We start from the raw sequence: 26,001 nt of genomic DNA, 5'->3' as shown, positions 1-26,001 counted from the left end.
AAAGCACGCGGGAAACCCCGAGGCTAACGACCCTTCCTTCCAACAGCTATCCAGCCGCGAGCTTGAGATTTTGCAGCTTATCGCACGAGGCCACACGAACAAGGAAATCGGCGAGCGCATGTTTCTATCCGTGAAAACAGTGGAGGCGCACCGCAGCAAGATATTCAAGAAGCTGCATCTGAAAACGCGCGCCGATGCCGTCGACTATGCGCTGCGGCATAAGCTGCTTGACTTGTAGACGCTGCCCACACAACGCACATGGACAGCCTAAGCATGCCAAGCTTTGTCATGACGCGCACAAGCAGCGCCTCAACGCTGCAACCAAAGCCGTTTCGTGCCCCTCGCGCCATACATAGTAATAAGGAAGTGCGATGCGCTCCTTCTCCTCGAAAGGAATCATCACCGTATCGGGAAACGCTTCGCACAAACGCGCGTCATGAGATACCAGCAGAGCACCGCCTTCATCGCGCAAAAACGCTCTATGTCGCGCCTCGCTCATCTCAAGCGCAACATAGCGCGGACGCACGCCCTCTTGCGCAAACCGCCGCTCCACCACCTCTTTGTAGCTACGGAAATCATGCGGCACGGCCAACTTCCTACCATGCAAGTCGGAAAACGCCACGCACTCCTTCGCCGCCAGCTCATGGCGCGTGGACACCAGCAGGCACAACGCCATCGTTCTCATCCACGATGCGTGCAAATCTTCACGCTCGGGATTTCCCACCACTAGCGCCGCATCGGCCATGCCCGCGTCAAGGGCCGCCAAGCACCCGCTGCCAGCAAAAAACGACACCTGAAGCTCCACAAGCGGATACGCCCGGCGAAAAGGCTCGAAATCTTCTTCGCGAAACACTCGGCCTCGCAAGGGGATATTCGCCACCACAACCGAAAGCGACCCCCGAAGCTGCGCAACCCCACCTTCGCCAGCCGGCGTCACGTCTCTAATGCCGCCGCGCGCATCAAGCGCATCCACGGCATAGCGGTACACCCTCCCGCCCGCATCCGTTGGTTTCAGCTGCTTACCGCGCGCTTCAAGCAGTTGCACATGCAACTTGCTCTCAAGGTCGTGAATCGACTTCGAAACTGCTTGCGGCGTCACGAAAAGGTCCTCGGCGGCGGCGCTATAGGACCCCTTGCGCGCCGTTGCGACGAACCGTTCTAGTTGCGAAAAGCTTGGGCTCATACAGCCCCCCTGACATGAGATGAGTTATAGATATAAAATCCCCAGGTCAAACTAAAAATCAGGCTAGCACAGAAACTGTTATCAATTCACTCGCACATACATTTTGCTCCCCGCTTTCGGCAAGCGCGCGCCAGGATGCACGCCAACGTAACCATGCGATTACGTATTCGCATTATCCCTGGTTGCTGCCACAGAACATCCCTCACGCAGCAATGCTTCCCCACTTGCCAATAGAAAAGCGGGGCCACCGACGCATTGTCAGCAGCCCCGCCCATCGCCGTCTTAGCGCTTCGTCTACACTGTTGCCAGCGCCTGCTCCAGGTCGGCCAGCAAATCCTCCGTCGACTCGATGCCGCAGCTCAGGCGCACCATGTCCGGGGAGATGCCGCACGCCACCAGCTCTTCATCGTTCATTTGACGATGCGTGGCGTTCGCCGGATGCAGCACGCACGTGCGCGCATCGGCAACATGCGTGGCAATCTGCGCCAGCTTCAGGCTTTTCATGAACTGCTCGGCCGCCGCGCGACCGCCCTCGAAGCCAAACGACACCACGCCGCACGTGCCGTTCGGCATGTACTTCTGCGCCAGCTCGTGATACGGGTCGCCCGCCAGGCCCGGGTAACGCACGAAGCGGATCTTGGGGTGTGCCTGCAAGAACTCGGCTGCGGCCTGACCGTTCTTGCAATGCTGCGGCATGCGCACGTGCAGGCTCTCAAGACCCAGGTTCAAAATGAAAGCATGCTGCGGGCTTTGGATGGAGCCGAAATCGCGCATCAGCTGCGACGTGCACTTCGTGATGAACGCGCCCCCCTGACCGAACTTCTCGGCGTACACCACGCCGTGGTAGCTTTCGTTGGGCGTGGTCAGGCCCGGAAACTTGTCGGCATGCGCCATCCAGTCGAACGTGCCGGCATCCACGATGCATCCGCCCACGCATGCGCCGTGACCGTCCATGTACTTGGTGGTGGAGTGCGTCACGATATTCGCGCCCCACTTGATGGGGTTACAGTTCACAGGCGTGGGGAACGTGTTGTCCACGATCAGCGGCACGCCGTGCGCATGCGCCGCATTCGCGAAACGCTCGATATCAAGCACGGCCAGCGCCGGGTTGGCGATGGTCTCGCCGAACACGGCCTTCGTGTTCGGGCGGAACGCCGCCTCAAGTTCCTCGTCGGTGCAGTCGGGGCTGACGAACGTGCACTCCAGGCCCATGCGCTGCATGGTATGCGCCAGCAGGTTGTACGTGCCGCCGTAAATGGCGCTTGAGGCCACCACATGGTCGCCCGCTCCGGCAATGTTGAACACCGCGAAGAAGTTCGCCGCCTGGCCCGAGCTGGTCAACATAGCTGCCGTGCCGCCCTCAAGCTCGCAGATCTTCGCCGCCACGTAATCGTTCGTGGGGTTTTGCAGGCGCGTGTAGAAGTAGCCCGACTCTTCCAGGTCGAACAGCTTGCCCATGTGTTCAGACGTGTCGTACTTCCACGTGGTGGACTGGTAAATCGGAATCTGGCGCGGCTGCGCGTCGCCAGGTCGATAACCGCCTTGCACGCACGTGGTCCCCATATGCTCCGTCATGTTTGGCCTCCTAGAAAATGAAATGCTAGCCGCGTCATCGCCGTTAGGCGCGGTCAGCATTCCAGTATGCCCTTTGTTGCCGGCTTGCGCCACAAGCAATTGGCAAGAAACCCGCAATGGCTGCCTGCGGCGCAGCGGAGTGAAGGGCCGAACCGAGGCGCCCCGTCGAGAGGCTTAGGTCAGGCCCGCGAGCAAAAAGGCGAGATCGAGCCCGCCAAGGGGAAGAGCAGAATTAGGCCCACCAAGGGAAAGGTAAAGCCACCGCGATGAGGGCGCCCCCGCCTACGGCAGGGCGCCCTCATCGCAAAGCGCATGAAGCCGGCCAGTTACCCCCGAGCGAAGAACGCCAGCGCGATGGCGCCCGGGCCCACGTGCGTGCCGATGGTGCCGCCAACGGTGGAATAGCGCACTTCGTCAACGCCTTCCTCCCATACAGCGCGGCTGTCTTCAATGTACTTTTTGATAAGCTCGTCGCCCAAGCCCGTGTAACCCAGGAAGAACGGCAGTGAGAAATCAATGCCGCCGGCGTTTTGCACCTGCTGAATCAGCAGGTTGTTGCCCTTTTTGCTGCCGCGCGCCTTGCCCAGCATGACCACAAGACCATCCTGAATGGAGATGACCGGCTTGATGGACAGCATGCCGCCCGCAATGGCAACCGTTTTGGAAATGCGTCCGCCCTTTTGCAGGTACTCAAGCGTGTCAAGCAGCGCCACCAGACGAATGCGGCCTTTCACGCGATTCAGCTCGGCCGCCACCTCGGAGGCGCACATGCCTTGCTCAACCAGGCGAATGGCGTACGCCACCAGCGCTTTTTCGCCAACGGTCACGTTCGTGCTGTCAACCACGTGCACGCGAGCGCCCCACGGCTCGGCCGCGGCAAGCGCGCTGTCGTAGGTGCCCGACAGCTTTGCGGACAGCGTGATGATAACGACCTCATCCGTGCCGCCTTCGCCAGGCTGGCCAAGCTTTTCAGCCAGAACCTGCGTGAACGCGAACGGCGTTGCCTGGCTGGTGCGCGGAAGCTCGTCAGACTCGACCAGCTTCTCGTAGAACTGCCGATGGGTTAGGTTCACGCCGTCTTCGAACGAATCGTTGCCGAACGAGATGGTCAGCGGCACAACGCTTACGTCGGGAAATTCGCCCGCCGCCAAGTCGGACGCGGAATCGGTGATGATATGTACGCGGCGCGCTGCGGCGCCTTCGATTGCTGATTGCTGCACAATGCTCCTATCGCACTACGGTTACGATGCCGTTTGCGCCAAGCGCATAACAGCAACGCCCCATAATGCCGCAATGTGTCCATTATCGCAATGCAATCACGTCGTTTCGCTTGAGCGAATACGTTTTGCTACGCAAATGAATCATCAACGCACCACCCCGATGGTTCGTTTGCTATCAGGCTGAACTTTCCTGACCGCACGTTTTCAAACTGCGGACCCCAACCACCATCGAGCCAACGTGCTGGGCTACCACAGCGAACAGTCCATCACGTGCGACACCGTTGACTTTTTCGCCACCCCCTAGGCGAGCACTGCCGCGTCGGCACCATCGATGCGCACATCGGCCTCGAAAAACGCCTGCAAAGCACGCGTACCCAAACGCACATCAGCTACGCCCGCCGTCTCGTAACTGGAATGCATGGCCAGCTGCGGCAGGCCGACGTCAACGCCGTGCATGCTCACTTGCATGTTCGACAGATTTCCCAGCGTCGAGCCACCGGGCATATCGCTGCGGTTCGCGTACGCCTGCAGCGGCACGCCCGCATCGGCGCACAACGCGCAGAACACCGCACGGCTGAACGCATCGGTGCAGTACTTCTGGTTCGCTGCCTCTTTCACCACCAGACCGCGGTTGAGCTGCACGCGGTTGCACTCATCATAGCGTTCGGGGTGGTTCGGATGCACAGCATGGGCGTTATCGCAGCTCACCAGCATGCTTTTCGCCAGCGCGCAGCGCAGATCTTCAACGGCGAAGCCCAGCGCGCCGTTCAAGCGCTCAAGCGTGTCGCGCAGAAACGTCGACATAGCGCCCTGCTTTGTGTTCGACCCCACTTCCTCGTTGTCGAAGCAGCAGAACACCGACACGTCGTGCGGATTGCTCGCAGCTAGGAATGCCTCAAGCGAAATGAACACGCAGCCCAGGTCGTCCAGCCGCGGCGCACTGACGAACTCGTTCGCCCTACCCCACACGCGCGGCTGCTGACGGTTCACCAGGAACAAATCGCGCGCCGCCACGTTTTCGACGGCAACACCAAGGTCTTCGGCAACCATCGCATCGAACGCACCCCGCTTAAGCGCCCCGGCCGAAAACAGAGGGCACAAATCGACGGCACGGTTCGGCGCGAACCCCGCATTCGCCTGATGGTCCAGATGAATGGGCACGCGCGGAATGATAAGCAGATCGTTATCGGGCGCATAAAGGCGGCTGACCAGGCGATTTCCTTCGCGTACCAGCACACGGCCCGCAACGGAAAGCGGCTTGTCGAACCACGTGTGGTCCATAACGCCGCCGTACGCTTCAACATTCAAGCGCAGATACTCCGCCGGGCCGGCAAGCTCGGGGACGGCCTTCACCTTGTACGTCGGCGAATCCGAATGCGCCGCCGTCAGCTGAAAGTGATACGAGTCCAGCTTCTCGCCCACGCGAAACGCGATAAGGCTGGAATTGTTGCGCACGGTGTAGTACGCCCCACCGCGTTCGATGCTCCACCGCTGCCCCTCGGGCACAAACGTGAACCCCGCCGCGTCTAAACGCTTGCGCAGCGCCGCAACTGTATGGAACATGCTGGGGCATTCGCTCACGAAATCGATCATGCGCTGCGCCGCCTGCACGTCAAGCTCCGACACCGCACAACCGTTCACTTGCACGCCCGCCTCGGACACCACGCACTCGTTCGCCTCAACCTGGCTCATAGCCGTCTCCTTTCCTTTCCCTCCAGTCTAGCAATCGCAAGCGCGGCACAGGCGATTGCTCTAGAATACGAACCTGAAGCACATGCAAGCCGGCAGGGAAAGGGAACGGATGATTGCGGCACTTTGCGTTGGAGCAGGCGGTTTTCTGGGAGCGATTGCGCGCTATCTGCTGGGACTCATCCCCTACCAGGGCGACTTTCCCCTTATCACGTTCGCCATCAACTTTATTGGCGCGTTCATCATCGGCGTGGTGCTCGAAGTCGCGAACACCCGTCCCGGCATGCTCTCCGACAACGCCGTGCTGTTCCTGAAAACGGGCCTGTGCGGCGGCTTCACCACATTCAGCACGTTCTCTCTAGAAACGTTAAGCCTGCTTGAACGCGGAAAATACGCCATCGGCAGCGCTTACGCGCTCGGTAGCCTGGTCGTGTGCGTCCTCGGCGTCATGGCTGGGAAACTGTTCGTGAAAACGCTGCTGCAAACGCAAAATGCTTAGCCTTCAACCACTCCCGCTTCACAGGCTCAATGTACAACTTAATCTGTACAACATCATTCTTTTGCCAGTACGACATGGAGGCAAGTCGTTTGTCAGCTTTTCATGCGGCCGCACAATCTCCCATCCAGACAAAACATGCACCCACCTGCCAGCACTATCCATCCGATAGAGTACGGCCGACCGGCAGCACAACCGTGCGTCCCGCATACGCAAAAAGGCCGCCCGCAAATGCGGACGGCCTCAATCGATTGAAAAGCTACTTCACCGTAAGCACCGGGATATCGGTGGCGCGCAGCACGCCGAAGCTGACGCTGCCGAGCATGCCGCGAATGGCGCCCAAGCCTCGACGACCCATGACAATAAGGTCGCAATCGTGCTCTTCGGCGAAACGGGCAAGCGCATCGGCAGGAGAAGCACCGGCAACCGCCACAACATCGGCACGATCGCCCAGGTCAGCAAGCGTATCCCCAAGATTCTCGGTTACGCGCTTCTTGGCTTCGTCAAGCACATGCTGCACCACGCCCTGGTACTCTTCGTAATCAAGCATGCCGTACGGCACGCCATCGAGCGCGCCTTCCGTGCCCATGCGATCCATGCCCACATAGCTGGAAGGCACCGCATGAACAACCGAGATGCGAGCCTCGGGGCACGTGTCCACCAAGTCCTTGGCGTACTGCAGAGCATTCTTAGCGTGGTCGGATCCATCGTAGGGAACCATGATGTGACGGAACTTCATAACGGGCTCCTTTCCGTAACGCCGCGCCGTACACATTCGACGCGGAAGCGGCTGGGACTGCCGCTTTAGCAGGACTACGCCCCATACGTGGCCTGCAAGGCTCAATCCGTTACGTTGCTGCTGTTCACACGAGCATTCGCAGCGCCTGAACCTACTGCTGATTATACTCCATGTAGTAGCGCGGAAGGCCCTTAACGCGCAATCCGATTTTCGAAGCGTACGCAAGCCAGCACTCGAACGACGCATCGCTAATGGCGTGTTCGATGCCGCATGCCTCGCGCTCCGCCGTCTGCTCGTCGATGCCAAGCTCCTGCGTCAAAAACGCGAACAGTAACCGATGCCGGCACAGCACCGCCATACCGCGCGCCAGCCCATTCGGCGTCAAACGCACACCGCCGTACGGCTCCTGACTGACCATGCCGTCCTCGCGCAGCACCTGAATGGCCTTGCTAACCGACGCCTTCGTCACGCCAAGCTCGTTGGAAATATCGATGTTGCGCACCGAATTCGTCAGCGTGCCGCCCAGGTTGACGATGGCTTCAAGGTAGTCTTCGCTTGACGTCGTGAGTTTCTCCATCTGACCCCCAATCCCCCATGCGGCCCTACACATAAAGAAGCAGAGGGAAGAAGGGGGGATCTTCCCTCTGCTTTAAAGGTGCGGTGATAAGCCAGACGAGAAGAGCTTTCACCGCCGTGTCAGCAAATGAACCGAAAGGGATTTAAGCTGCTAGAAAGTTCACAGCCGCTTGCTTGCGCAAAGCCGATTACCTTCGTAGCACCTGCTCACAAGCCTTTCGACAAGGGTTAGAATACGCTAACCGTTAGCCATATGCAACTGTGTTAGCGCCAGTATACAATTTCTTCACAACCGGAATGCAGAAGGGGCGCGGCTCTCATTTGAACCACGCCCCCTCGCATCTGCATGCTTTTCGCCTCGCAAATTGCAGCCATTACGCCACCAGTTTCGACTTCTCCACCTGCTCGACGAACCAATACGTCAGCTTCGACAGCGCCGGCCGCAAGATGCCCAAAATGATAAATGGCAACAAGAACAGCAACGTCGACGCGATTTCAATCCAGAAATCGTTTTGGTACACACCCATGCTTGCCGCGCGCATGGCATTGATAACATGCGTTGCCGGCAAGAACGGGCTGACATTCAAGAAGAAATCGGGCAGCAGCTGCAGCGGGAAGCTGCCTCCGCCGCCGGTCACGCACACAATCAGCAGCAGCACGGCAATGGCCTTGCCCAGGTTTGCGAACAGCGACACGAGCGTGTAGATAATAAAGCTGAACACGAAGCCCGCCACCCAGAAGCACAGCAGATACAGCAGCGGATTTGCCACCTGCACGCCCACGAACAGCATGTTACCCAGGCACACGACCGTGCTTTGCATAAACGCCAGCACGAACGGCGCGCCGTAGCGGCCGAAGAACAGCTGCCACGATTTCGGGTTCACCAAGCCCGCCTCCTCGATGGCGCGCTTAGACGGCACGGGGTTCAGCAGCACCATGATCAGCAGCGATCCAATCCACAGCGCGAGCGTGGTGTACAGCGGGGCCATGGCGGAGCCGAAGTCCTCAACGGGGAACACCGCGATGCGCTCCACGCCCACCGGCGCCGACACCGCCTTGGCCAGCGCTTCAGGATCAGAGCCGATGACCTGCTTGAGTTGCTCGACGCTGCCGCTTGCCAGCGCCTCGTCTATGCGCGTCGACAGCGTGGACAGCTTGTCGGCCGATGCACGGAGCTCATCCGCCATGCTGCTCATGGTTCCCTGGGCATCTCCCAGCTTGCCAGCCACCAAACTTGCCGAGTTTTCCAAATCGCCGCCAACACCCGAAAGCTGCGATGCGCGCGCGGTAAGCGATTGCGCCGCCGCGGACACCGAGTCGGCAAGCTGCTCAAGACCCGGCTTCAAACCGTTTTCGTAATCCGCCTTCAGCGTTGACAAGCTTGCTTGCACCGCATCAATCTTTTTCTGTACGTCTTCGCGCGACGTTCCCTCGGGGTCTTTACCCTGTTCAAGTTTGTTTGCGGCGCTGTCAAGGGCATCGTAGAGCTTATCAAGCGAGGTAATGGACGTATCCAGCTGCTTGACAACGGCATCAAGCGCCGGCTGAAACTGCTCATCGATGTTCGGACGCAGCATCTCCAGTTGCCCAACCAGCTCTTCGTAACGGTCGCGCTGGTTCTTCACGTCCGTCATCTGGTCGCGCAGGCTTTTCGCCGCATTCGCCTTATCGGTATCGATCTGGTCGTACACGCTGTCAACCGCGCTGGGCACATCCTTGAAGCTGCCACCGCTTTGCGCAAGCGCATCGGAAAGCGCCACGACCGAGGTTTTCATGGCGTCGCCAATGGTAAGCGCTCCGTCCTTAGCGTCCGACGCTTGGCCTTCCGCATCCTTCACCGCCGCCTGCGCGCTGGCAAGCAGATCCGTCGAGTTGTTCACCAGCGATTTCGCCGTGCCCGTCAACGCCGCATACGAGTTCAGCACGTCAGCGGTGTTGCCCAGCTGCTTCGCCGAATCGGAAAGCGTGCCCGACAGCTTGGCAATCTGCCCACCGGCATCCCCTTGCTCGGCAAGGTTGCTGAACGTGTCCACCAACCCCAGCGCCACATCGGACAGCGTTTCGGCAAACGTCGTGTTCACCTGCGACGACACCTTCGTAGAAGCCTGATCGGTCACGCGCGGCGCCACGGCATTTTTCTTCTCGTTCTCGTAATAGATGATCTGCGCGTGCTCGGTGTCACTTGAATAGAAGCTCATCATGTCTTCGCTGAAGCTTTGCGGGATAACCACGGCCGCGTAGTACTTGCCCGATTTCGCGCCATCAATGGCGTCTTCCTCATCGGTGAACACCCAGTCAAGCTGGTCGTTCGCACGCAGGGCCGACTCCACGCTGTCGCCCACGTTCACCTTTGTGGGCAGCAGGTCGCTTTCGTAGCCCTCGTCGGAGTTCGCCACTGCAACTTTCAAATTGCCCGTATTGTCGAACACGTCCCAGCACGCGATAACGTTGTACCACGTGAAAATCGAAGGCAGGAACACCAGGCCCAGGATGATGACGACGGTCACCACGTTGCCGAACAGGTGCTTCACATCGTAGCAGAGCAGCTTCCAAACGTTACTCATGGTCGCCCTCCTGCTTCTTATCGTGATGCTTTTTCTCGTGCTTCTTATGCTTGTGCTTTTTCTCGTCGTCGCGCAAGGCGCCCTTCGCACCGTCGTGGCGCGCGGTGCCGCCCTCGAATGATTCGCCCAGGTCATCGGACATCTTGCCCACGGGGGGCAAAGGCACCGTCACGCCCGCCGCGCGCGCCGTGCGGTCAACCGGCACGGCCATGCGCGCCGTAGACATGGCAGCCGGCACCAGCTCCTTCACCACTTTCTTGCCACGTTCGGCCAAGTGCTCGCGCAGCTCCTCATCGCTCATGCTGTCGATATGCGCTTGCCGCTGAATGTTGTCGCGAACCAGCTCCATGCCCAGCAAAAACGCGATGGTGAGCACCAGCCAAATCAGCCAGCCAGTCAGCGTCACCACTTTCTCGGTGGTGGTGACGGCGAACGCGGCCGTAAACGCCACGGGCACCAAAATGCCCAGGATAAGCGTACCGCGTTTCAGGCGTGGATACAGCGCCATGAAGCGGTCTGCCTGTTGCTGCACGGCATTGTGGAATTCGTCGTGGTCAGCAAGCGCGCGGATAAGCTGTCCAATGCGATAGCGGCGCTCGGGCACCAGCGCGTCTTCCACATTCAGAAGGTCGCTCTTCTTGATTTCCTTCGCCACCAGGCGGTTTAAGTTCGTCAGGTGCGGACGCACGAACACGCCGATCACGCCCATGGAAATGCCGATAGCGAACAGGATGCCGATGTAGCTGATCCACTGCGTGCCGTAGAAGCCGCCGATGGTCTCGCGCAGCGCGTTGATGCCATACGTGAACGGGAACATCGGGTACACGGTGCGGAAGAATTCATCCGTCATCTCAACGGGGTACAAACCTGTGCCGCCCGGAATCTGCACGAACACCATGATGATGCACAGGCCAATGCCGATGTGCTGGAACGACGACGAAAGCGTATACGTGATGCACAGGTACGCCAGCGACAAGATAATGGCCGTGAAGAAGAACGCCGGCACCGACACCGTTTGCACGCCCAGCGCCAAGCAGCCCGCCACGCACACGATAGCCTGCAGCGTTACCAGCACGGCAAAGAACAGCCAACGGCCCAGGTAGCCCTGCACAACCGTCAGGTCGGGGATTTCCTCTTTGTCAACTTCAAGCTTCAAGATAACGCACAGCATCAGCGTGCCAATCCACAGGCTCAAGCTGATGAACAGCGGCGCCATGGCCGAGCCGTACGCGTTCAGCGGGTACAGCTTCTCGGTAGTCACCTGCGTAGGCGACGCCATGAATTCGGCGATTTTCTCGGGATCGATGCGGCCGTTGTCAACCAGCTCGTCGATGGCCGTTGACGTACCCAGCATAGAAACATCGTTGCGCGCCGTGGTCAGCATCTTGCCCAAATAGGCCAGCACAGCATTGGTTTGCGTAAGCGAATCGCCCGCAGCGCCCAGCGTGCTTTCCAGCTGGTCGATGATGTTGCCTGTTTGATCGATAAGGTAGCCTTGGTTCGTAATGGCGGCCTTCAGGCTGATAGCCGCGCTTCCCACTTGCGAGATGCCGCTGCTCACCTGCGGCAACGTAGTACCGAACAACTGCGACTGATACGTTCCCGCATAGCCGATGGACTGCTGAATGGCGGTATTGAGCGTAGTAGCGGCCCCAGAAAGCTGCGCAGCTGTTGTCTCGGTGTCGTTGTACAGCTGCTGCAAATCATCGAGGTCGCGCTGTAGTTCCTGGTTGCGCTTCGTCGCCGAATCGATGGCAAGCTTCAACTCATCTTTGTGCGGGTCAGAGTCGGCCATGCCGTCATAAATGGTGGTCAGCTCTGCAATGATGGTGTCATTCATGTCGATGACGCCCTGCGCACGTTCAATAGACGCGTCAACGGTACCCTGCGCACCGGTGATGCTGCTTGAGGCATCCGACACTGCGCCCGACACACCGCTGGAAATTTGCGACAGGGCCACCGACGCCCCGGAAAGCGCCGGCGATGCAGCAGCGGAGAAATCCCCGATGCTTTTCTGCAGTGTGCCTGAAAGGTCGTACACCTGCTGTAGCTGGTCCTGCACCGTCTTCGCATCGGAGCGCGCCTGCTGCAGTTGGTCCTTCGCAGCCTGCGCCTTACCTTGCGCCTCGCCCGTGCTTGTCGACAGCTCGTCCACCATGGAGCGCGCATCCGAAACAGAATCGACCGCACGGTTCAGCTGCTTCACCGTGTTCGACTGTGCAACGTCAAGGCCCTCTTCCGCTTCCGCAATCTTCTCGTTCAACGTGTCGGCAACCACAGAACTGACCGTGGAAACGAACTGGCTGTTGATAGTTTCGTCAAGCGTGGTCGAACCCGCATCGGTAACCTTCGGGGAAACGGGGTTTTTCTTCTCGTTCACGTAATACTGCAAGTTCGGCTGATGAAAATCGCCCGACAAGATGGTGAACAGGTTCTCGGTGAAGTCACTGGGGATGACGAACGCCGCGTATACCTCGCCGGACTCAACTTTTTCCATGGCGTCGTCGTAATCGGTGAACTCCCATTTCAACTGCGTGTTCTCATGCAGCTGGTCGACAATCTGGTTTCCCAGGTTCATATCGCCCATGATATCGTTGCTGCCGCCGGTGTCCTCGTTCACCACGCACACGCGCATGTTGCCCGTGTTGTTATACGGGTTCCAAAAACCAATGACGTTGACCCACGTGTACGTGGACGGCAGCACAACAAGCACGATAACAACAACAAGAGCGGCCGGCGCTTTGAGCAGACGCTTGAAATCGCGCCCGAGCACGCGCAGGATGTTTCTCATAGCAGGCAATACCTCTTCCTTGCGGAAACGCCAAGGCGGCGTCAATTGCGGAAAATGGCCTTCGCCCGACGAATGCGGCGCCTTGTCGCGCGAAGGCTCGTGTGTAGCACAAGCCATTGTAAAATACCCCACGTGTGGAATGTTTCCGCGCCAAATCAAACCACAGAATCCGTTGCAAACCTGTAAAGAAGCAGACAGAGCGTCCCCTTATCCGCCCCGTCTGCATCCAGTCGGGGCTACACGCATGCAGCCCCGCACTCGTTAAGCCCTGCTTGGCAGCTCCACGCTCGCGCGCGCCAGCACATGGCCTTCCATGGCGCGGCGCAGCTCATTCAGATAGAAGCCTTCCGCCAGGTCAAGCTTGCAATCCAACGCATACATATTCAGCGTGTAGGCGTGCGTGGCATCGGGCGGCTGCGGGCCGCAATAGCGCGAGTGCACGTGCGGGTTGGCGCTGCCGTGCGCCATGGGCGACCAATTGCTGTTGCGCCCCTGCACCATAGCCACCGCGTCCGCACGGCTAGCATCTTCGGGAATGAGCCTTGTGTCGGCGGGAATGTTGCACGCCGTCCAGTGAATCCAGCAGAACCCGCCCACGGGAATAGCGTCGAAATCGATGAATGCAAGCGCCAGGGACTGCGTTTCCTCAGGCACGTCCTCAATCTGAATGGGGAACGACCTTACGGGGAATCCCTCAAGCCGATCTTCTTCCGGCGCGTACTTGCCGAACTTGTCGGCCAGCAGGCCGTTTTCCGTATCAACGTGAATGCGCATCTTGACATCCTTTCCTTGAAAAGCGCTTCCATTAGCTTGCCGTCGTCGTTCGCGGCGCCAAGCTATGCAAAAGCCCGCTCAACAGGCCCGAAACATCGAGCGGCTGTATCGTTGCTTGTTCCCTCGCAGTTTAGCACGGCGCAGGCACAACGCTTGCACCCCGTTTCGTCAATCGAAGCCTTCCGCTTCATGCGCGCACCACGATTCATCCGCCCGATAGTAGCAAGCGATTGAGCCATTTATTCGCTATGCACACACGCCAAATCCAGTAATAGCAGCGTATCCCACTGCAGCATCAAGCCCCACCGGCTCTCCAATTCCGCCCGCATACGCCCAACGTCTTTTCATGCGCATTGACATCAATTCGCCCCTCGCCCACCTCGCAACGAAATCTGCGCTTTTCGCGCGAGGCATGACGCAGGGCGCGCGCTTTCGTTATGATGGGCGATACCTATATATGATTGGAGGGATGCCTCACCATGTGCGGTATCTGCGGATTCACGCAGGCAACCGAATCCAGCCTGCCTACCCTGAAAGCCATGTGCGACGTCATGGCCCATCGCGGGCCCGACGGCGAAGGCCAGTACATCGACGCGGAAAGCGGTATTGCGCTTGGACACCGCCGCCTGTCGCTCATCGACCTTGCGAACGGCAACCAGCCTATGGTGCGCGCCACGGGCGAGCACGCCGCCGCCATCACGTCTCCGGCGCTGCATCTCGATGGCACCCCGTGCGGCACGCTCGAACAGGCCGCTGCAAAGGGCCAGTTCGCCATCGTGTTCAACGGCGAAATCTACAACTACCGCGACCTGCGCGCCGAGCTTGAAGCCGCAGGCTGGGCGTTTCAAACGAATTCCGACACCGAAGTGCTGCTGACCGGCTATCTAGCCTGGGGCGAAGGTGTGCTCGATCGCCTGCGCGGCATGTTCGCGTTCGCCATTTGGAACCGCGAAAAGCGCGAGCTGTTCTGCGCGCGCGATTTCTTTGGCATCAAGCCGTTCTATTACACGCAGCAAAACGGGCAGTTCATCTTCGCGTCCGAAATCAAGTGCATCCTTGAGCACCCAGCCTACACGCGCGAGCTTAACCGCGAAGCACTTGAGCAGTACCTGTGCTTCCAGTTCAGCGCGCTGCCCGAAACGTTCTTCAAAGGCGTCTTCAAGCTGGCGCCCGCACATTGCATGACCGTGCACGCTGACGGCACCATCACCACGCGCCGCTATTGGCGCCCGGAGTATCACTTCGACAACCAGCGCAGCCGCCAGGACACGGTCGAGGCCATCGACGAGGCCATGCGCGACAGCGTGCGTTATCACAACGTGGCTGACGTTGAGGTTGGCAGCTTCCTGTCCTCCGGCATCGACTCCAGTTACATGGCCGCGTGCCTGGCCAAAGAGAACCCCGACATCAAAACGTTCACCGTTGGGTTCGAGTGCTACAAAGACGCTGCCGCCAACAATGTTGAAGGAGCCGGCGGAAAAACCATGCGCGACGAGATTTCCTGGGCGCGCGAATTGGCCGACGACCTGCACATCGCCAACACCAGCAAGTACATTGGCGAGGCGGAATACTGGGAAAGCCTTCCCCGCGTTCAGTGGCATATGGACGAGCCTTCAGCCGACCCTTCAGCCGTGGCCCTGTATTTCGTCGACCAAATTGCCGCCACGCAGGTTAAAGCCGTGCTTTCCGGCGAAGGCGCCGACGAGTTCTTCGGCGGCTACCGCATTTACCAAACGCCGTTCTCCAACGCCAAGCTGTCGTGGGCGCCGAAGGGGTTGCTGCGCGGGGTTTCGGGCGCCATGCGCAAGCTGGGCATCCGCGGTGCGAACTACCTTGAGCGCGCCAGCGAAACTCCTGAAGATTGGTACTACACCAACGCCAACGGCGTTGCGTTCACCGTTGAAGAACGCGCCCATCTGCTGAAGGGCGATTGCAATGCTGTCACGCCTCAGCAGCTGACCGCGCCGGTATATGCTGAAGTCAAAGACCTGGATGAAACCACGCGCATGCAATATGTCGATCTGTACTTCTGGCTTGTCGGCGATATTCTGCTGAAAACGGACAAGATGTCCATGGCGCACTCGCTTGAATCGCGCGTGCCGTTCTTGGATCGCCGCGTGTTCGACGTCTCTGCCACCATCCCCACGCCGCTGAAGGCCAACGAGTCGCAAACGAAGCTGACGCTGCGCGAAGCGTCCGAGCGCGCCATCCCCAAAGATTGGGCGCAGAAGGAAAAGCTCGGCTTCCCCGTGCCCGTGGTGAACTGGTTGCGCGAAGACCGCTATTACAACCAGGTGAAGGAATGGTTCACCGGCGATATCGCACGCGAGTTCTTCAACACCGACGAGCTTGTTCGCCTGCTTGATGAGCATAAGGCCGGTGCCGATCGCAGCCGCAAGATTTGGATCGTCTACATGTTCCTTATGTGGTACAAGATCTACTTTGTCGACAAAACGATCCCAGAAAAGCCGAAGGCGCGCTAGCAACATCAGCCTGCTCCTTGAAGCGGCGCGCAACCATCCCGGTTGCGGGCCGCTGTTCGTTTCCGCAAAGCTATTGGCGGTACCGACTGCGAACGGAAATCGCGCCGCTACCTTGATGTGTCGCTTCCCATGGAACAATCGCATGTCGGCAGTGATTTTCCGCAAAGCCATTGACGATGCCCCAAAGATAGCGTTTTCGGGCTCAGTCCGTTCTAAGGGTACAGCGCGCAAAAAGCTTCCTCGCAACTTGCAAAGAACTTGCATCGCGCTATTTCACGACGTCTGCCCATGCTTCCCTCTCGTCATCGCAAACGAGCGCAGCCATCCGTGCGTCATCCCCGCCCCAGCGGCGCCACTCGCTTATGCCAAACGAGATGTCCTTACACTGGTCAAATGCCCGTGCTCGTCTTCAAATACGCACAAGCGGCTGTCACGACTCTCGTAAAGCCTGCTGAATTTCGAGGGCTTCTTCTTGCGAGCAGGCATTGACGACTTCTCCTCATCCCGCTCTTCTCGTTTGCGGCCGTGCGCGTGCTGTCCACTCATCAATACTGCACCCGCCAGAACACCAGGCCAGCTGCCGGGGCATTCTCTCCTGCCGCAGTGCGATTGCGCGCTTCAAGCACCTCGCGCACCCATTCGGGTTTGCGCTGACCGCGTCCCACCATCACCAGCGTGCCAACAATCGTGCGCACCATCGAGTGCAGAAACGCGTTGCCAACCACCTTGATGGTCAGGATATCCTCCCCCATAATCATCTCACGCGAAAGCGATATCTCATGCACATTGCGGCACGTTGGCTTGCCGACTGCACTTGCCGCCATGCAGAAGCTCTTGAAATCGTGCTCTCCAACAAGATAGGTCGCGGCTTCACGCATAGCATCGATATCAAGCTGGCCGTGCACGTACCAGCTGAAGTCACGCATGAACAACGGCGGAACCTCATCGAGGCACACGTGGTAATGGTATTCGCGCCACTGCGCATCGAACCGGGCGCTGAACCCTGGTTGCCGCTCCTCCACCTCACGCACCGTTATGTCCTCATGCGTCAACGCATTAAGGCTTCGGCGCAGGCTGTATAAGTTCCTGCCTTCGAGCTCATCGTTCGCAACGTCGAAGCTAACCACCTGGCCAAGCGCATGCACGCCCGCATCAGTTCTGCCCGAGCACACCACTTCCATGGGTCGACGGAATACAAGCGAAAGCGCCTGCTCTAGTTCACCCTGCACCGTCAGCTGGCCCGGTTGCCGCGCAAACCCGCTAAACGGCGCACCGTTATACGACACGGTCAGCGACAACGTACGCTCAGGCGTCTCGCGCACGAAGCCTTCAGTATCGCTCACGCGTGACGCATTCGCGTATTCCGTCGTAGACTCCACTCGTCACTCCTCTGCATACCGTTCTCAGTATTCTCAGGACACTATGATACGCGACAATAACCCCATAGAGAAACGGGGCTCGGATACCCATCCAAGCCCCGTCACATTGACAAACTGACACAGCGTCTTTGCAAAACAGTGCCGAATACGCTTAACGCAACGAATCCTTTTCTAACCTAATCCTATGCCGTCAGCACGTTATAGCCGAACAGGTCGGTCAACTCGCTGCGCATAATCGGGCTTGCCGCATCCACCGTCACCGGCAGCTCCGCACGGAACTTGTGCCCGTCGTTTTGGTTCACGAACAGCACCACGCCGTCGCGCCCCGGATACGATTTCAAGATACGGCTCAAGCGCATCGACTTCGACCGGTCGAAATCAGACATGGGAACGCTCAGCTGCAACTGTCGAGGCTTGGCGTCCTCTTCATTCAACTCCAACGTTTCCATTTCGAACACCATGATCTGGTTACCACGATCAGAGTGCTCGAACTTGCCCTTGATCTTCACGATGGCATCCTCTTGAATAGCCTCCGCGTTCTCGTCGTACTTGAAGCAGATGCATTCCACGTGGCCCGTTGTGTCCTCCAGATCGAACGTTGCCATCTTCGTGCCGCGCTTCGTCAGCTTCGTAACCACATTGGACACCATGCCAACGAACACCGCAGACTTGATTTCCTTCGTGCGTTCAGCCAAATCACCGAGCTGCAACTTCGTGATGTGCGAGATATAGTTCTCGTACGGCCGCAGCGGATGATCCGAGACGTAAATCTTCATGATCTCTTTCTCGTACGTCAGCAGCTGACGCTTCGGCCACTCCACACCATCCGGTGCGGGCACATCTTCCTTGAACCCCGAATCCTCGTCATCGGCGAACAGGTCGAACATGCTTACCTGGCCACGATCGCGGTCTTTCTGACGCTTTGCAGCACCTTCCAACAGCGGTGTTTCCTCAATGAAGTACATCAGCTGCTTACGCGTGTACCCCGTAGAGTCGAACGCACCACCCTTAATGAGTGCTTCAAGCGTTTTGCGGTTGTAGCATTTTGCATCCACGCGGTTCACGAAGTCGTGCAAGCTGGTGAACGGACCGTTCTTCTCGCGCTCTTCGATAATTTCATCCGCGACGTTGCGACCAACACCACGCACGCCAACCAGACCGAAGCGGATGCCGTTCTCAACAGGCGTGAACTCCGCGTTCGACGAGTTGATATCAGGCGGCAGCACCGGCGTACCGTTGTGGTTGCAGCTGGAAATATAGCGAATCAAGCGATCGGTGTTGCCCATGTAGCTGGACAGCACAGCCGCCATATACTCGTTCGGGTAATGCGCCTTCAAGTAAGCGGTGCGCATAACCAGAATCGAGTACGCTGCCGAGTGCGATTTGTTAAACGCGTACTTAGCGAATTTCTCCGCATCGTCCCAAATCTTCTTGGCAATTTCCAGCGAATAGCCGTTCTCCACTGCGCCGTTGTTCCAGTCTTCCTGCAACGCGCGCATGACTTCAAGCTTCTTCTTGCCCATTGCTTTACGCAGCTTGTCTGCCTTGCCGGCAGAGAAGCCGCTCATCACCATGGACACCTGCATGATCTGCTCTTGGTAAACCATGGTGCCATACGTTTCCTCAAGCACAGGGCGAAGACGCTCATCATAGTAGTGAACAGGCGTTTTACCGCTTGCAACCTTAATGTAGTCCTCAACCATGCCGGACTCCAACGGGCCCGGGCGATTCAGAGCAATGGAAGCAACGATATCGCTGAACCTATGCGGTGGGAGCCTTGCGAACAAGCTGACGTACAAGCCGCCCTCAACCTGGAACAAACCGTCCATATTGCCGGAACGCATCAAGGCGAACGCAGCTTCATCATCGGTAGGAATTTCCTCGGGCACAATCTTGCGACCGGTAGTCAGCTCCACGTTGCGACACGCGCGCGACAACACGCCAAGCGTACGCAAGCCAAGGAAGTCCATCTTCAGCAGGCCAAGGTCAGGCGTGTAGTGGCCATCGTACTGGGTGATGATGCCGCCGCCCTTGGTATCGCGCTTTACGGGCACGTGGTCAGCCATGGGGTCGCGGCAGATGATGGTTGCACACGCATGCACGCCCTCGCCACGCACATGGCCTTCAATAGACTGTGCGGCGTCTACAACAGCCTTAACGTCTTCTTCTGTTTCATACGCCTTTTTCAGGTCAGGATTGGTGTCCAGCGCTTTCTGAATGGTGATGCCAAGCTCATCGCCGATCATCTTGCAGATGCGGTCACCAACGCTATACGGATAGTCAAGCACGCGCGCGGCATCGCGCACGGCATTTTTCGCCTGCAGCTTGCCGAACGTGATAACGCCCGTAACATGATCGGCGCCGTATACTTCGCGAATGTGCTCGATAACCTCCTGGCGACGTTCATCCTCGAAGTCGCAGTCGATATCAGGCATCTCAACACGTTCCGGCGACAAGAAACGCTCGAACAGCAACCCGTTCGACAGCGGTTCAAGGTCGGTAATGCCCATCGCGTACGCAACAATAGAACCAGCAGCCGAACCACGGCCCGGGCCAACGCCGATTCCCTGGCTACGCGCCCAATTCAAGTATTCCTGCACGATAAGGAAGTATGCCGGGAAACCCTGCTGGATAATAACGCTCATCTCGTATTCAGCACGATCAAGCGGCTCTTTGGGAATAGGGTCACCATAGCGTTTCATCATGCCATCCATAACCTGATGGCGGAACCAGCTTTCGTCCGTTTCGCCTTCAGGCAGCGGAAATTTCGGCAGAATAGAGTCACGTTCAAGAATCACGTTGCATTTTTCGGCAACTTCAACCGTGGTATCGCATGCTTCGGGGAAATCGCGCAGCGCCTCGCGCATCTCCTCTTCCGTTTTCATGTAAAACTGGTCATTCTCGAACTTCATGCGATTCGTATCGTTAACCGCAGAGCCCGTGCCGATGCACAGCATAATATCCTGCGCCTTGGCGTCTTCCTGCAGCAAATAGTGGAAGTCGTTCGTGGCAATAGTCTTCAAGCCAGCACGATGCGCAACTTCCGTGAGTTGATGATTCAGCTCAGTTTGCGTTAAGCCACCATCAGTGCGAATGCCCTGATTCTGCAATTCGATATAGAAATCGCCCGGTTCAAAGCAACTTGCGAATTTGTTCGCCCATTCAACCGCATCATCAAACTGGCGATTATCAAGCAGTTTAGGAATGATGCCTGCAATACAAGCGGAAGAGCCAATGATGCCCTTGCCGTATTTCTGCAGCATGCTGAACGTGGTACGCGGCTTATAGTAAAAATTATCAACGTGCGATTCGCTGACCAGGTGCAACAGATTGTGATAGCCCTCATTTGTCTTCGCCAGAAGCAGCAAGTGATACAGCTTCGGCTTCACGTCTTTGCGCAGCTCTTCATCGGTTGTGAAATACACTTCGCAACCATAGATAGGCTTAACGCGCTTACCGGTTTCCTTCTCCACTGCATCGCACGCATCGCACAATTCAGGAACACCCGACATAACGCCATGATCGGTAATGGCAACTGCTGGCATACCCAGTTCTGCCGCGCGGCGCACCATGTCCTTAACATGCGTTAAACCGTCAAGCAACGAGTACTCAGTGTGATTGTGCAAATGAACAAACGCCATACGCGCCTCGAATCTCTCTGCAAGCTGATGTGCTTAGGCTCGTGACTATTCGAATTGATAGCCAGACCTCTTACTAGTTCGGGTACTCATCATAGCAGCGAAACGCGCACGCGTGTTCGAACAAACGATGGATTTCGCAAGGGTTTCCAAACGGATAGCAGACAATCTGTTGTCACGCTCTAGCCGCAAAGCATCAAACATCAACAGCCACTCAACTTAACGCCTCAGGACACGAAAAGACCCCCTGCATTCAACAGGGGGTCTTCAAGAAGTCAGCCGATTGGGTACGACCGTCGCGTTGCCAGCAGTCGCACCAGCGGCCGCGGGTTTATTTGCTCAAGCCGACGCCCAAGCTATGCAGCAACAGGCTGCGCACTGTCGGCAAGGATAATCACCTTGTCGCCGGTAACCTGCACATAGCCGCCTTTGACTTCGAAGCGCTGTACGGCACCGCCGCCAGCAGGCGTGAGACGAATCTCGCCATCGGCCAAAGCGGAAACCAAGGGAGCGTGACCGGCCAAAAAGCCCATCTCGCCCTCAACGCCCGGCACAACGACCATTTCAGCCTCGGTAGTCAACAGCTTCTCGGCAGGCGTTACGATGTCGCACTTGAAGCTAGCCATACTACGCTTCTTCCTTCTTCATTTCCTCGTACGCAGCGTACACGTCGTCGATGCCGCCCTTCAGACGGAAGCACTGCTCGGGGATCTCGTCGCACTCGCCGTCGAGAATAGCGGCGAAGGAGCGGACGGTATCCTCCATCTTGACGTACTTGCCCGGCAGACCGGTGAACTGCGTAGCAACATGGAAGCACTGACCGAAGAACTGCTGAGCCTTACGCGCACGGGAAACCGTGAGCTTCTGCTCCTCGGACAGCTCGTCCATACCAAGAATGGCGATGATGTCCTGCAGGTCCTTGTAATTCTGCAGCAGCTCCTGGATGCCCGTAGCAACGCGATAATGCTCTTCGCCGACGATAGCCGGATCGAGTGCGCGAGACGTGGACTCCAGCGGGTCAACAGCAGGGTAAATGCCCAGCTCAGCAATGGAACGCGAAAGGACCGTCTTAGCGTCCAAGTGGGTGAACGTCGTAGCCGGCGCGGGGTCGGTCAAGTCGTCAGCGGGCACGTACACAGCCTGAACCGACGTAATGGAGCCGGTGGACGTGGACGTAATGCGCTCCTGCAGGTCGCCCATCTCGGTGGCCAGCGTGGGCTGATAGCCTACAGCAGAAGGCATGCGGCCCAGCAGAGCGGACACCTCAGAACCAGCCTGCGTGAAGCGGAAGATGTTGTCCACGAACAGCAGAACGTCCTGGCCCTGATCACGGAAGTACTCGGCCTCAGTCAGACCAGCCAGACCGACGCGCAGACGCGCTCCCGGAGGCTCGTTCATCTGGCCGTAAACCAAGCAGGTCTTGTTGATAACGCCAGAATCGCTCATCTCCAGATACAGGTCGGTACCCTCACGGGTACGCTCACCAACGCCGGTGAACACAGAAGTGCCACCATGCTCCTGAGCCAGGTTGTTGATGAGCTCCTGGATGATAACGGTCTTGCCAACGCCAGCGCCGCCGAACAGACCCGTCTTACCACCCTTAACGAAGGGCTCGATCAGGTCGATGGCCTTAATGCCCGTCTCGAAGATCTCAGTCTTCGTGACCAGCTCGTCATACTCGGGAGCAGGACGATGAATGGGCATATAGCCGGTAACCTCGGGCATCGGCTTCTCGTCAACGGGCTCGCCGATGACGTTCCAAATGCGGCCAAGCGTCTCCTGGCCAACCGGCATCATAATCGGATGACCGGTGTCCTGCACGTCCAGGCCACGCACCAGACCGTCGGTAGAGCTCATGGCGACGGAACGGACGATGTTGCCCGGCAGATGGGTCTCGACCTCGAGGACGACGTGCAGATCGCCCGCCTCGGTCTTCGCATCAACCGTCAGCGCGTTATAAATCGCCGGCAGCTGATCAGGAGAAAACTCGACGTCAACAACAGGACCGACGATACGCACGATGCGACCGACAGCGCCCTTGCTGGCCTCGACCTCCTCCTTAGTAAACAAATGTTCAGCCATTTAATCCTCCAAAGCAGCTGCGCCACCGACGATTTCCGAAATCTCGGTCGTGATAGCGCCCTGGCGTACGCGGTTATACAATCTGGTCAACGTGTTAACCATCTCGGTGGCGTTGTCCGTAGCCGACATCATGGCGTTGCGGCGTGCGCCCTGCTCAGCGGCTGCCGAATCGATAAGCGCATGGTACAGCGTGGTGCGTACATACGCCGGCAGCAACTGATCGAGAACGCCCTCGGGGCTCGGCTCGAAAATAACGTCGCCCTGAAGTTCCTCGGTTGCAGCCTCGGCAGCGCCGTTGCCCTTATCGGACGCAAACGCTTCCGTATCGATGGGAAGCAGAACCTCTTCGCGAAGCTTCTGCTCTGCCGCATTCTTAGCGTGGTTGTACACCACAATGACCTCGTCGATCGTGCCATTGGCATACCCGTCCACAGCATAGGAGGCGATTTCATTCGCTTCCTCAACCGTGGGGTCGGCGGACAAGTTCGCGAAGGACAGGGCCGGCTCCACGTTGCGATACGTGAAGTAGCCCAGTGCCTTCTTGCCGCAGGCGACGATGCTCACCTGAGCACCCGCCGCCTGCTTCTTCTTCGTCAGTCGATCGACGTGGCGCAGCACGTTGCTGTTGAAGCCGCCGGCCAAACCGCGGTCAGACACAACAACCACAACAAGCACGTTCTTAACCTCGTCATGCTTACGCAACAGCGCGTTCTCGGAGCCACCTACACGCTTGGCAACGTTGGCCAACATTTCGACCATGGATTCGGCGTACGGCGTAGCCGCTGCAACGCGCTCGCCAGCGCGGCGAATCTTAGCTGCAGCAACCATTTCCATGGTTCGCGTAATCTGCTTCGTCGAAGAGACGGAGTTGATACGCCTATCAATGTCGTGAAGGTTGGGCATCGCTACCTACCTTACGCCGTCGGAGCGAACTGAAGCTTGAAAGCCTCGATCGCAGCGTTGGTCAGGTTCTCGACGTCACCAGTCCACTTGCCAGCCTTCTCAAGCTCGGTGAATACCTCGGGCTTGGAAGCGTGCAGGTACTCCAGCAGCTCGCCGCGGAAACGTACGACATCGGCAACCGGAACGTCGTCCAGGTAGCCCTTGCCGCCAGCGTAAATAACAACAGCCTGGTCGTACACGTCCATCATGCAGAAGCGGTTCTGCTTCAGCAGTTCGGTCATGTGAGCGCCACGGTTCAGCTGCTCCTGCGTAGCCTTGTCCAGGTCGGAGCCGAACTGCGTAAATGCCTTCAGCTCACGATAAGCGGCAAGGTCGAGCTTCAGCGTACCGGCAACAGACTTCATAGGCTTGATCTGCGCGGAACCACCAACGCGGGACACGGAAATACCCACGTCAACAGCCGGGCGCTGGCCCTGGAAGAACAGGTCGGTCTGCAGGTAGATCTGACCATCGGTAATGGAAATGACGTTCGTCGGAATGTAGGCGGAAACGTCGCCAGCCTGCGTCTCGATGATCGGCAAAGCCGTCATGGAGCCAAGACCGTTCTCCTCGTTCATCTTCACAGCACGCTCCAGCAGGCGCGAATGCAGGTAGAAGATGTCGCCCGGGTAAGCTTCGCGTCCCGGCGGGCGACGCAGGGTCAGCGACATCTGACGATAGGCCACGGCCTGTTTCGTCAGGTCATCGTACACGATCAGAACGTGACGACCGGGGTTCTCTGGACCTGCGGGCTTGCCGTCTTCACCGTTGTAGATGAAGTACTCGCCCATAGCGGCACCGGCCATCGGGGCGATGAACTGCAGCGGAGCAGAATCAGCAGCAGAAGCGCTGACGATGATGGTGTAATCCATCGCGCCGTACTTCTCCAGCGTCTCCTGCACGTTCGCCACCGTGGAGGCCTTCTGGCCCACGGCGACGTAGATGCAGATCATGTCCTTGCCCTTCTGGTTCAGAATGGCATCGACAGCAATAGCGGTCTTACCAGTCTGACGGTCGCCAATGATCAGCTCACGCTGACCACGGCCAATCGGGATCATGGCGTCAACAGCCAGGATACCGGTCTGCATAGGCTCTTCAACCGGCTTACGGTGAATAACACCCGGAGCCTTGAACTCAACGGGACGCGTGCCCTCAGCCTTGATGTCGCCCTTGCCGTCAAGCGGCATACCGAGCGGGTTCACAACACGGCCCAGCAGGGCTTTGCCGGAGGGAACCTCGACCAGACGACCGGTGGTCTTCACCGTATCGTTTTCCTTGATTGCAGCGACATCGCCCAGCAAAACGGCGCCCACTTCATCCTCTTCGAGGTTCTGGGCCATACCGTAGACAACCTGGCCGGTAGAGCTGGTGAACTCCAGAAGTTCGCCTGCCATCGCATTCTTCAGGCCGTCAACGCGAGCAATACCGTCGCCCACCTGGATAACAGAACCCGTTTCGCGGGATTCCACACTGGTGTTCAGCGCATCGAGCTGCTTGCGCAGCGCCGCGTCAATAGACTGTGCGGTGATTTCAGTCACTAGCATTCACCTCCATCTGTGGTTTGTTTCAGCACGTTGCGAGCGGCCTCAAGCTGCGACGTCATGCTGGCGTCGATGCGCTTGCCGTTGGCGCTCATCAAAATGCCGCCGATCAGAGACTTGTCGATGCTTTCACGCAGCACGACATTCGTACCCAGGTCGGCTTCAGCCTTCTTCTTAATGACCTCGCGCAGGTGATCGTCCAGCGGCACGACGGTGGTAACGTCGACCACGGTAACGTTCAGCTTGCGTTCGACCTGCTCTCCGTAGCTCTCCCATACGCGCGAGAGCAACGCGAAGTCCCCGCGCTCCGCCATAACGGCTAGAACGTC

Annotated in this window: 19 protein-coding genes; 3 read left to right on the top strand and 16 right to left on the bottom strand. The window is 58.3% G+C overall.

Annotated elements, in window-relative coordinates; translation table 11 throughout:
- Window positions 1-238, top strand: a 238-nt coding sequence (locus ACWI6D_RS00095; RefSeq protein WP_449133198.1) for a response regulator transcription factor, incomplete at its 5' end; no start/stop codon positions are given.
- A gap of 48 nt (window positions 239-286) precedes the next feature.
- Here the strand turns inward: ACWI6D_RS00095 and ACWI6D_RS00090 are convergent.
- The 4 genes from ACWI6D_RS00090 to ACWI6D_RS00075 all read right to left on the bottom strand — a co-directional run bounded on the left by ACWI6D_RS00090 (window position 287) and on the right by ACWI6D_RS00075 (window position 5,670).
- A complete protein-coding gene (locus tag ACWI6D_RS00090) occupies window positions 287-1,183 on the bottom strand; it encodes a LysR family transcriptional regulator (RefSeq protein WP_449133197.1) in 897 nt (298 codons plus the stop codon).
- 294 nt (window positions 1,184-1,477) lie between these two features.
- Window positions 1,478-2,758 carry an O-acetylhomoserine aminocarboxypropyltransferase/cysteine synthase family protein gene (locus ACWI6D_RS00085; protein WP_449133196.1) on the bottom strand — a complete coding sequence of 427 codons (1,281 nt, stop codon included), beginning with the start codon at window positions 2,756-2,758 and terminating at the stop codon, window positions 1,478-1,480.
- Between the two features lie 326 nt (window positions 2,759-3,084).
- Entirely contained in the window at window positions 3,085-3,978 is an 894-nt protein-coding gene (locus ACWI6D_RS00080) for a DegV family protein (RefSeq protein WP_449133195.1), read from the bottom strand.
- Between the two features lie 300 nt (window positions 3,979-4,278).
- Entirely contained in the window at window positions 4,279-5,670 is a 1,392-nt protein-coding gene (locus ACWI6D_RS00075) for a M18 family aminopeptidase (RefSeq protein ID WP_449133194.1), read from the bottom strand.
- 109 nt (window positions 5,671-5,779) lie between these two features.
- Here ACWI6D_RS00075 and crcB point away from each other — a divergent pair, with 109 nt between their 5' ends.
- Window positions 5,780-6,166, top strand: coding sequence for a fluoride efflux transporter CrcB (gene crcB / locus ACWI6D_RS00070; RefSeq protein WP_449133193.1), 387 nt, complete (start codon window positions 5,780-5,782; stop codon window positions 6,164-6,166).
- A 256-nt stretch (window positions 6,167-6,422) separates the two neighbouring features.
- Here the strand turns inward: crcB and ACWI6D_RS00065 are convergent, their stop codons facing one another.
- From ACWI6D_RS00065 to ACWI6D_RS00045, 5 genes are all read right to left on the bottom strand, one after another.
- A complete protein-coding gene (locus ACWI6D_RS00065) occupies window positions 6,423-6,902 on the bottom strand; it encodes a universal stress protein (RefSeq protein WP_449133192.1) in 480 nt (159 codons plus the stop codon).
- Between the two features lie 151 nt (window positions 6,903-7,053).
- Window positions 7,054-7,479, bottom strand: coding sequence for a metal-dependent transcriptional regulator (locus ACWI6D_RS00060; protein ID WP_129423953.1), 426 nt, complete (start codon window positions 7,477-7,479; stop codon window positions 7,054-7,056).
- A 373-nt stretch (window positions 7,480-7,852) separates the two neighbouring features.
- Window positions 7,853-10,042, bottom strand: a complete 2,190-nt coding sequence (locus ACWI6D_RS00055; RefSeq protein WP_449133191.1) for a YhgE/Pip family protein — start codon at window positions 10,040-10,042, stop codon at window positions 7,853-7,855.
- Complete coding sequence (locus ACWI6D_RS00050; RefSeq protein ID WP_449133263.1) at window positions 10,035-12,833, bottom strand: YhgE/Pip family protein; 2,799 nt, start codon at window positions 12,831-12,833, stop codon at window positions 10,035-10,037. The genes ACWI6D_RS00055 and ACWI6D_RS00050 overlap by 8 nt, the downstream gene beginning before the upstream one ends.
- A 261-nt stretch (window positions 12,834-13,094) precedes the next feature.
- On the bottom strand, window positions 13,095-13,607 hold the full coding sequence (locus ACWI6D_RS00045) for a YbhB/YbcL family Raf kinase inhibitor-like protein (RefSeq protein WP_302936642.1): 513 nt from the start codon (window positions 13,605-13,607) through the stop codon (window positions 13,095-13,097).
- A gap of 479 nt (window positions 13,608-14,086) precedes the next feature.
- Here ACWI6D_RS00045 and asnB point away from each other — a divergent pair, with 479 nt between their 5' ends.
- On the top strand, window positions 14,087-16,090 hold the full coding sequence (gene asnB, locus ACWI6D_RS00040; RefSeq protein WP_449133190.1) for an asparagine synthase (glutamine-hydrolyzing): 2,004 nt from the start codon (window positions 14,087-14,089) through the stop codon (window positions 16,088-16,090).
- Window positions 16,091-16,635: 545 nt separating this feature from the next.
- On the opposite strand, the gene truA is transcribed toward asnB, so the two are convergent.
- From truA to ACWI6D_RS00005, 7 genes are all read right to left on the bottom strand, one after another.
- Complete coding sequence (truA, locus tag ACWI6D_RS00035; RefSeq protein WP_449133189.1) at window positions 16,636-17,433, bottom strand: tRNA pseudouridine(38-40) synthase TruA; 798 nt, start codon at window positions 17,431-17,433, stop codon at window positions 16,636-16,638.
- Between the two features lie 218 nt (window positions 17,434-17,651).
- The gene (dnaE, locus tag ACWI6D_RS00030; RefSeq protein WP_449133188.1) at window positions 17,652-21,110 is read right to left on the bottom strand and encodes a DNA polymerase III subunit alpha; all 3,459 of its coding nucleotides are present in this window, start codon (window positions 21,108-21,110) and stop codon (window positions 17,652-17,654) included.
- 353 nt (window positions 21,111-21,463) lie between these two features.
- Window positions 21,464-21,733 (bottom strand): ATP synthase F1 subunit epsilon, encoded by a 270-nt coding sequence (gene atpC, locus ACWI6D_RS00025; protein WP_129423939.1) that lies wholly within the window; start codon window positions 21,731-21,733, stop codon window positions 21,464-21,466.
- Window position 21,734: 1 nt separating this feature from the next.
- On the bottom strand, window positions 21,735-23,189 hold the full coding sequence (atpD, locus tag ACWI6D_RS00020; RefSeq protein WP_129423937.1) for a F0F1 ATP synthase subunit beta: 1,455 nt from the start codon (window positions 23,187-23,189) through the stop codon (window positions 21,735-21,737).
- Window positions 23,190-24,092 (bottom strand): ATP synthase F1 subunit gamma, encoded by a 903-nt coding sequence (gene atpG / locus ACWI6D_RS00015; protein ID WP_288284995.1) that lies wholly within the window; start codon window positions 24,090-24,092, stop codon window positions 23,190-23,192.
- Window positions 24,093-24,103: 11 nt separating this feature from the next.
- Window positions 24,104-25,675 (bottom strand): F0F1 ATP synthase subunit alpha, encoded by a 1,572-nt coding sequence (atpA, locus tag ACWI6D_RS00010; protein WP_201738686.1) that lies wholly within the window; start codon window positions 25,673-25,675, stop codon window positions 24,104-24,106.
- Window positions 25,669-26,001 (bottom strand): F0F1 ATP synthase subunit delta (locus ACWI6D_RS00005; RefSeq protein WP_449133187.1); only part of this gene is annotated, 333 nt, incomplete at its 5' end. The genes atpA and ACWI6D_RS00005, both read right to left, overlap by 7 nt.

The sequence above is a fragment of the Senegalimassilia sp. genome (assembly GCF_977052095.1).
Note: the sequence above shows the minus strand (reverse complement) of the source record. Positions and strands in the feature narration are given on the sequence as shown.

Coding starts and splice junctions, on each gene's coding strand:
- ACWI6D_RS00090 (WP_449133197.1), bottom strand. CDS start 1,183: ATGAGCCCAAGCTTTTCGCAACTAGAACGGTTCGTCGCAACGGCGCGC.
- ACWI6D_RS00085 (WP_449133196.1), bottom strand. CDS start 2,758: ATGACGGAGCATATGGGGACCACGTGCGTGCAAGGCGGTTATCGACCT.
- ACWI6D_RS00075 (WP_449133194.1), bottom strand. CDS start 5,670: ATGAGCCAGGTTGAGGCGAACGAGTGCGTGGTGTCCGAGGCGGGCGTG.
- crcB (WP_449133193.1), top strand. CDS start 5,780: ATGATTGCGGCACTTTGCGTTGGAGCAGGCGGTTTTCTGGGAGCGATT.
- ACWI6D_RS00065 (WP_449133192.1), bottom strand. CDS start 6,902: ATGAAGTTCCGTCACATCATGGTTCCCTACGATGGATCCGACCACGCT.
- ACWI6D_RS00060 (WP_129423953.1), bottom strand. CDS start 7,479: ATGGAGAAACTCACGACGTCAAGCGAAGACTACCTTGAAGCCATCGTC.
- ACWI6D_RS00055 (WP_449133191.1), bottom strand. CDS start 10,042: ATGAGTAACGTTTGGAAGCTGCTCTGCTACGATGTGAAGCACCTGTTC.
- ACWI6D_RS00050 (WP_449133263.1), bottom strand. CDS start 12,833: ATGAGAAACATCCTGCGCGTGCTCGGGCGCGATTTCAAGCGTCTGCTC.
- ACWI6D_RS00045 (WP_302936642.1), bottom strand. CDS start 13,607: ATGCGCATTCACGTTGATACGGAAAACGGCCTGCTGGCCGACAAGTTC.
- asnB (WP_449133190.1), top strand. CDS start 14,087: ATGTGCGGTATCTGCGGATTCACGCAGGCAACCGAATCCAGCCTGCCT.
- dnaE (WP_449133188.1), bottom strand. CDS start 21,110: ATGGCGTTTGTTCATTTGCACAATCACACTGAGTACTCGTTGCTTGAC.
- atpC (WP_129423939.1), bottom strand. CDS start 21,733: ATGGCTAGCTTCAAGTGCGACATCGTAACGCCTGCCGAGAAGCTGTTG.
- atpD (WP_129423937.1), bottom strand. CDS start 23,189: ATGGCTGAACATTTGTTTACTAAGGAGGAGGTCGAGGCCAGCAAGGGC.
- atpG (WP_288284995.1), bottom strand. CDS start 24,092: ATGCCCAACCTTCACGACATTGATAGGCGTATCAACTCCGTCTCTTCG.
- atpA (WP_201738686.1), bottom strand. CDS start 25,675: ATGCTAGTGACTGAAATCACCGCACAGTCTATTGACGCGGCGCTGCGC.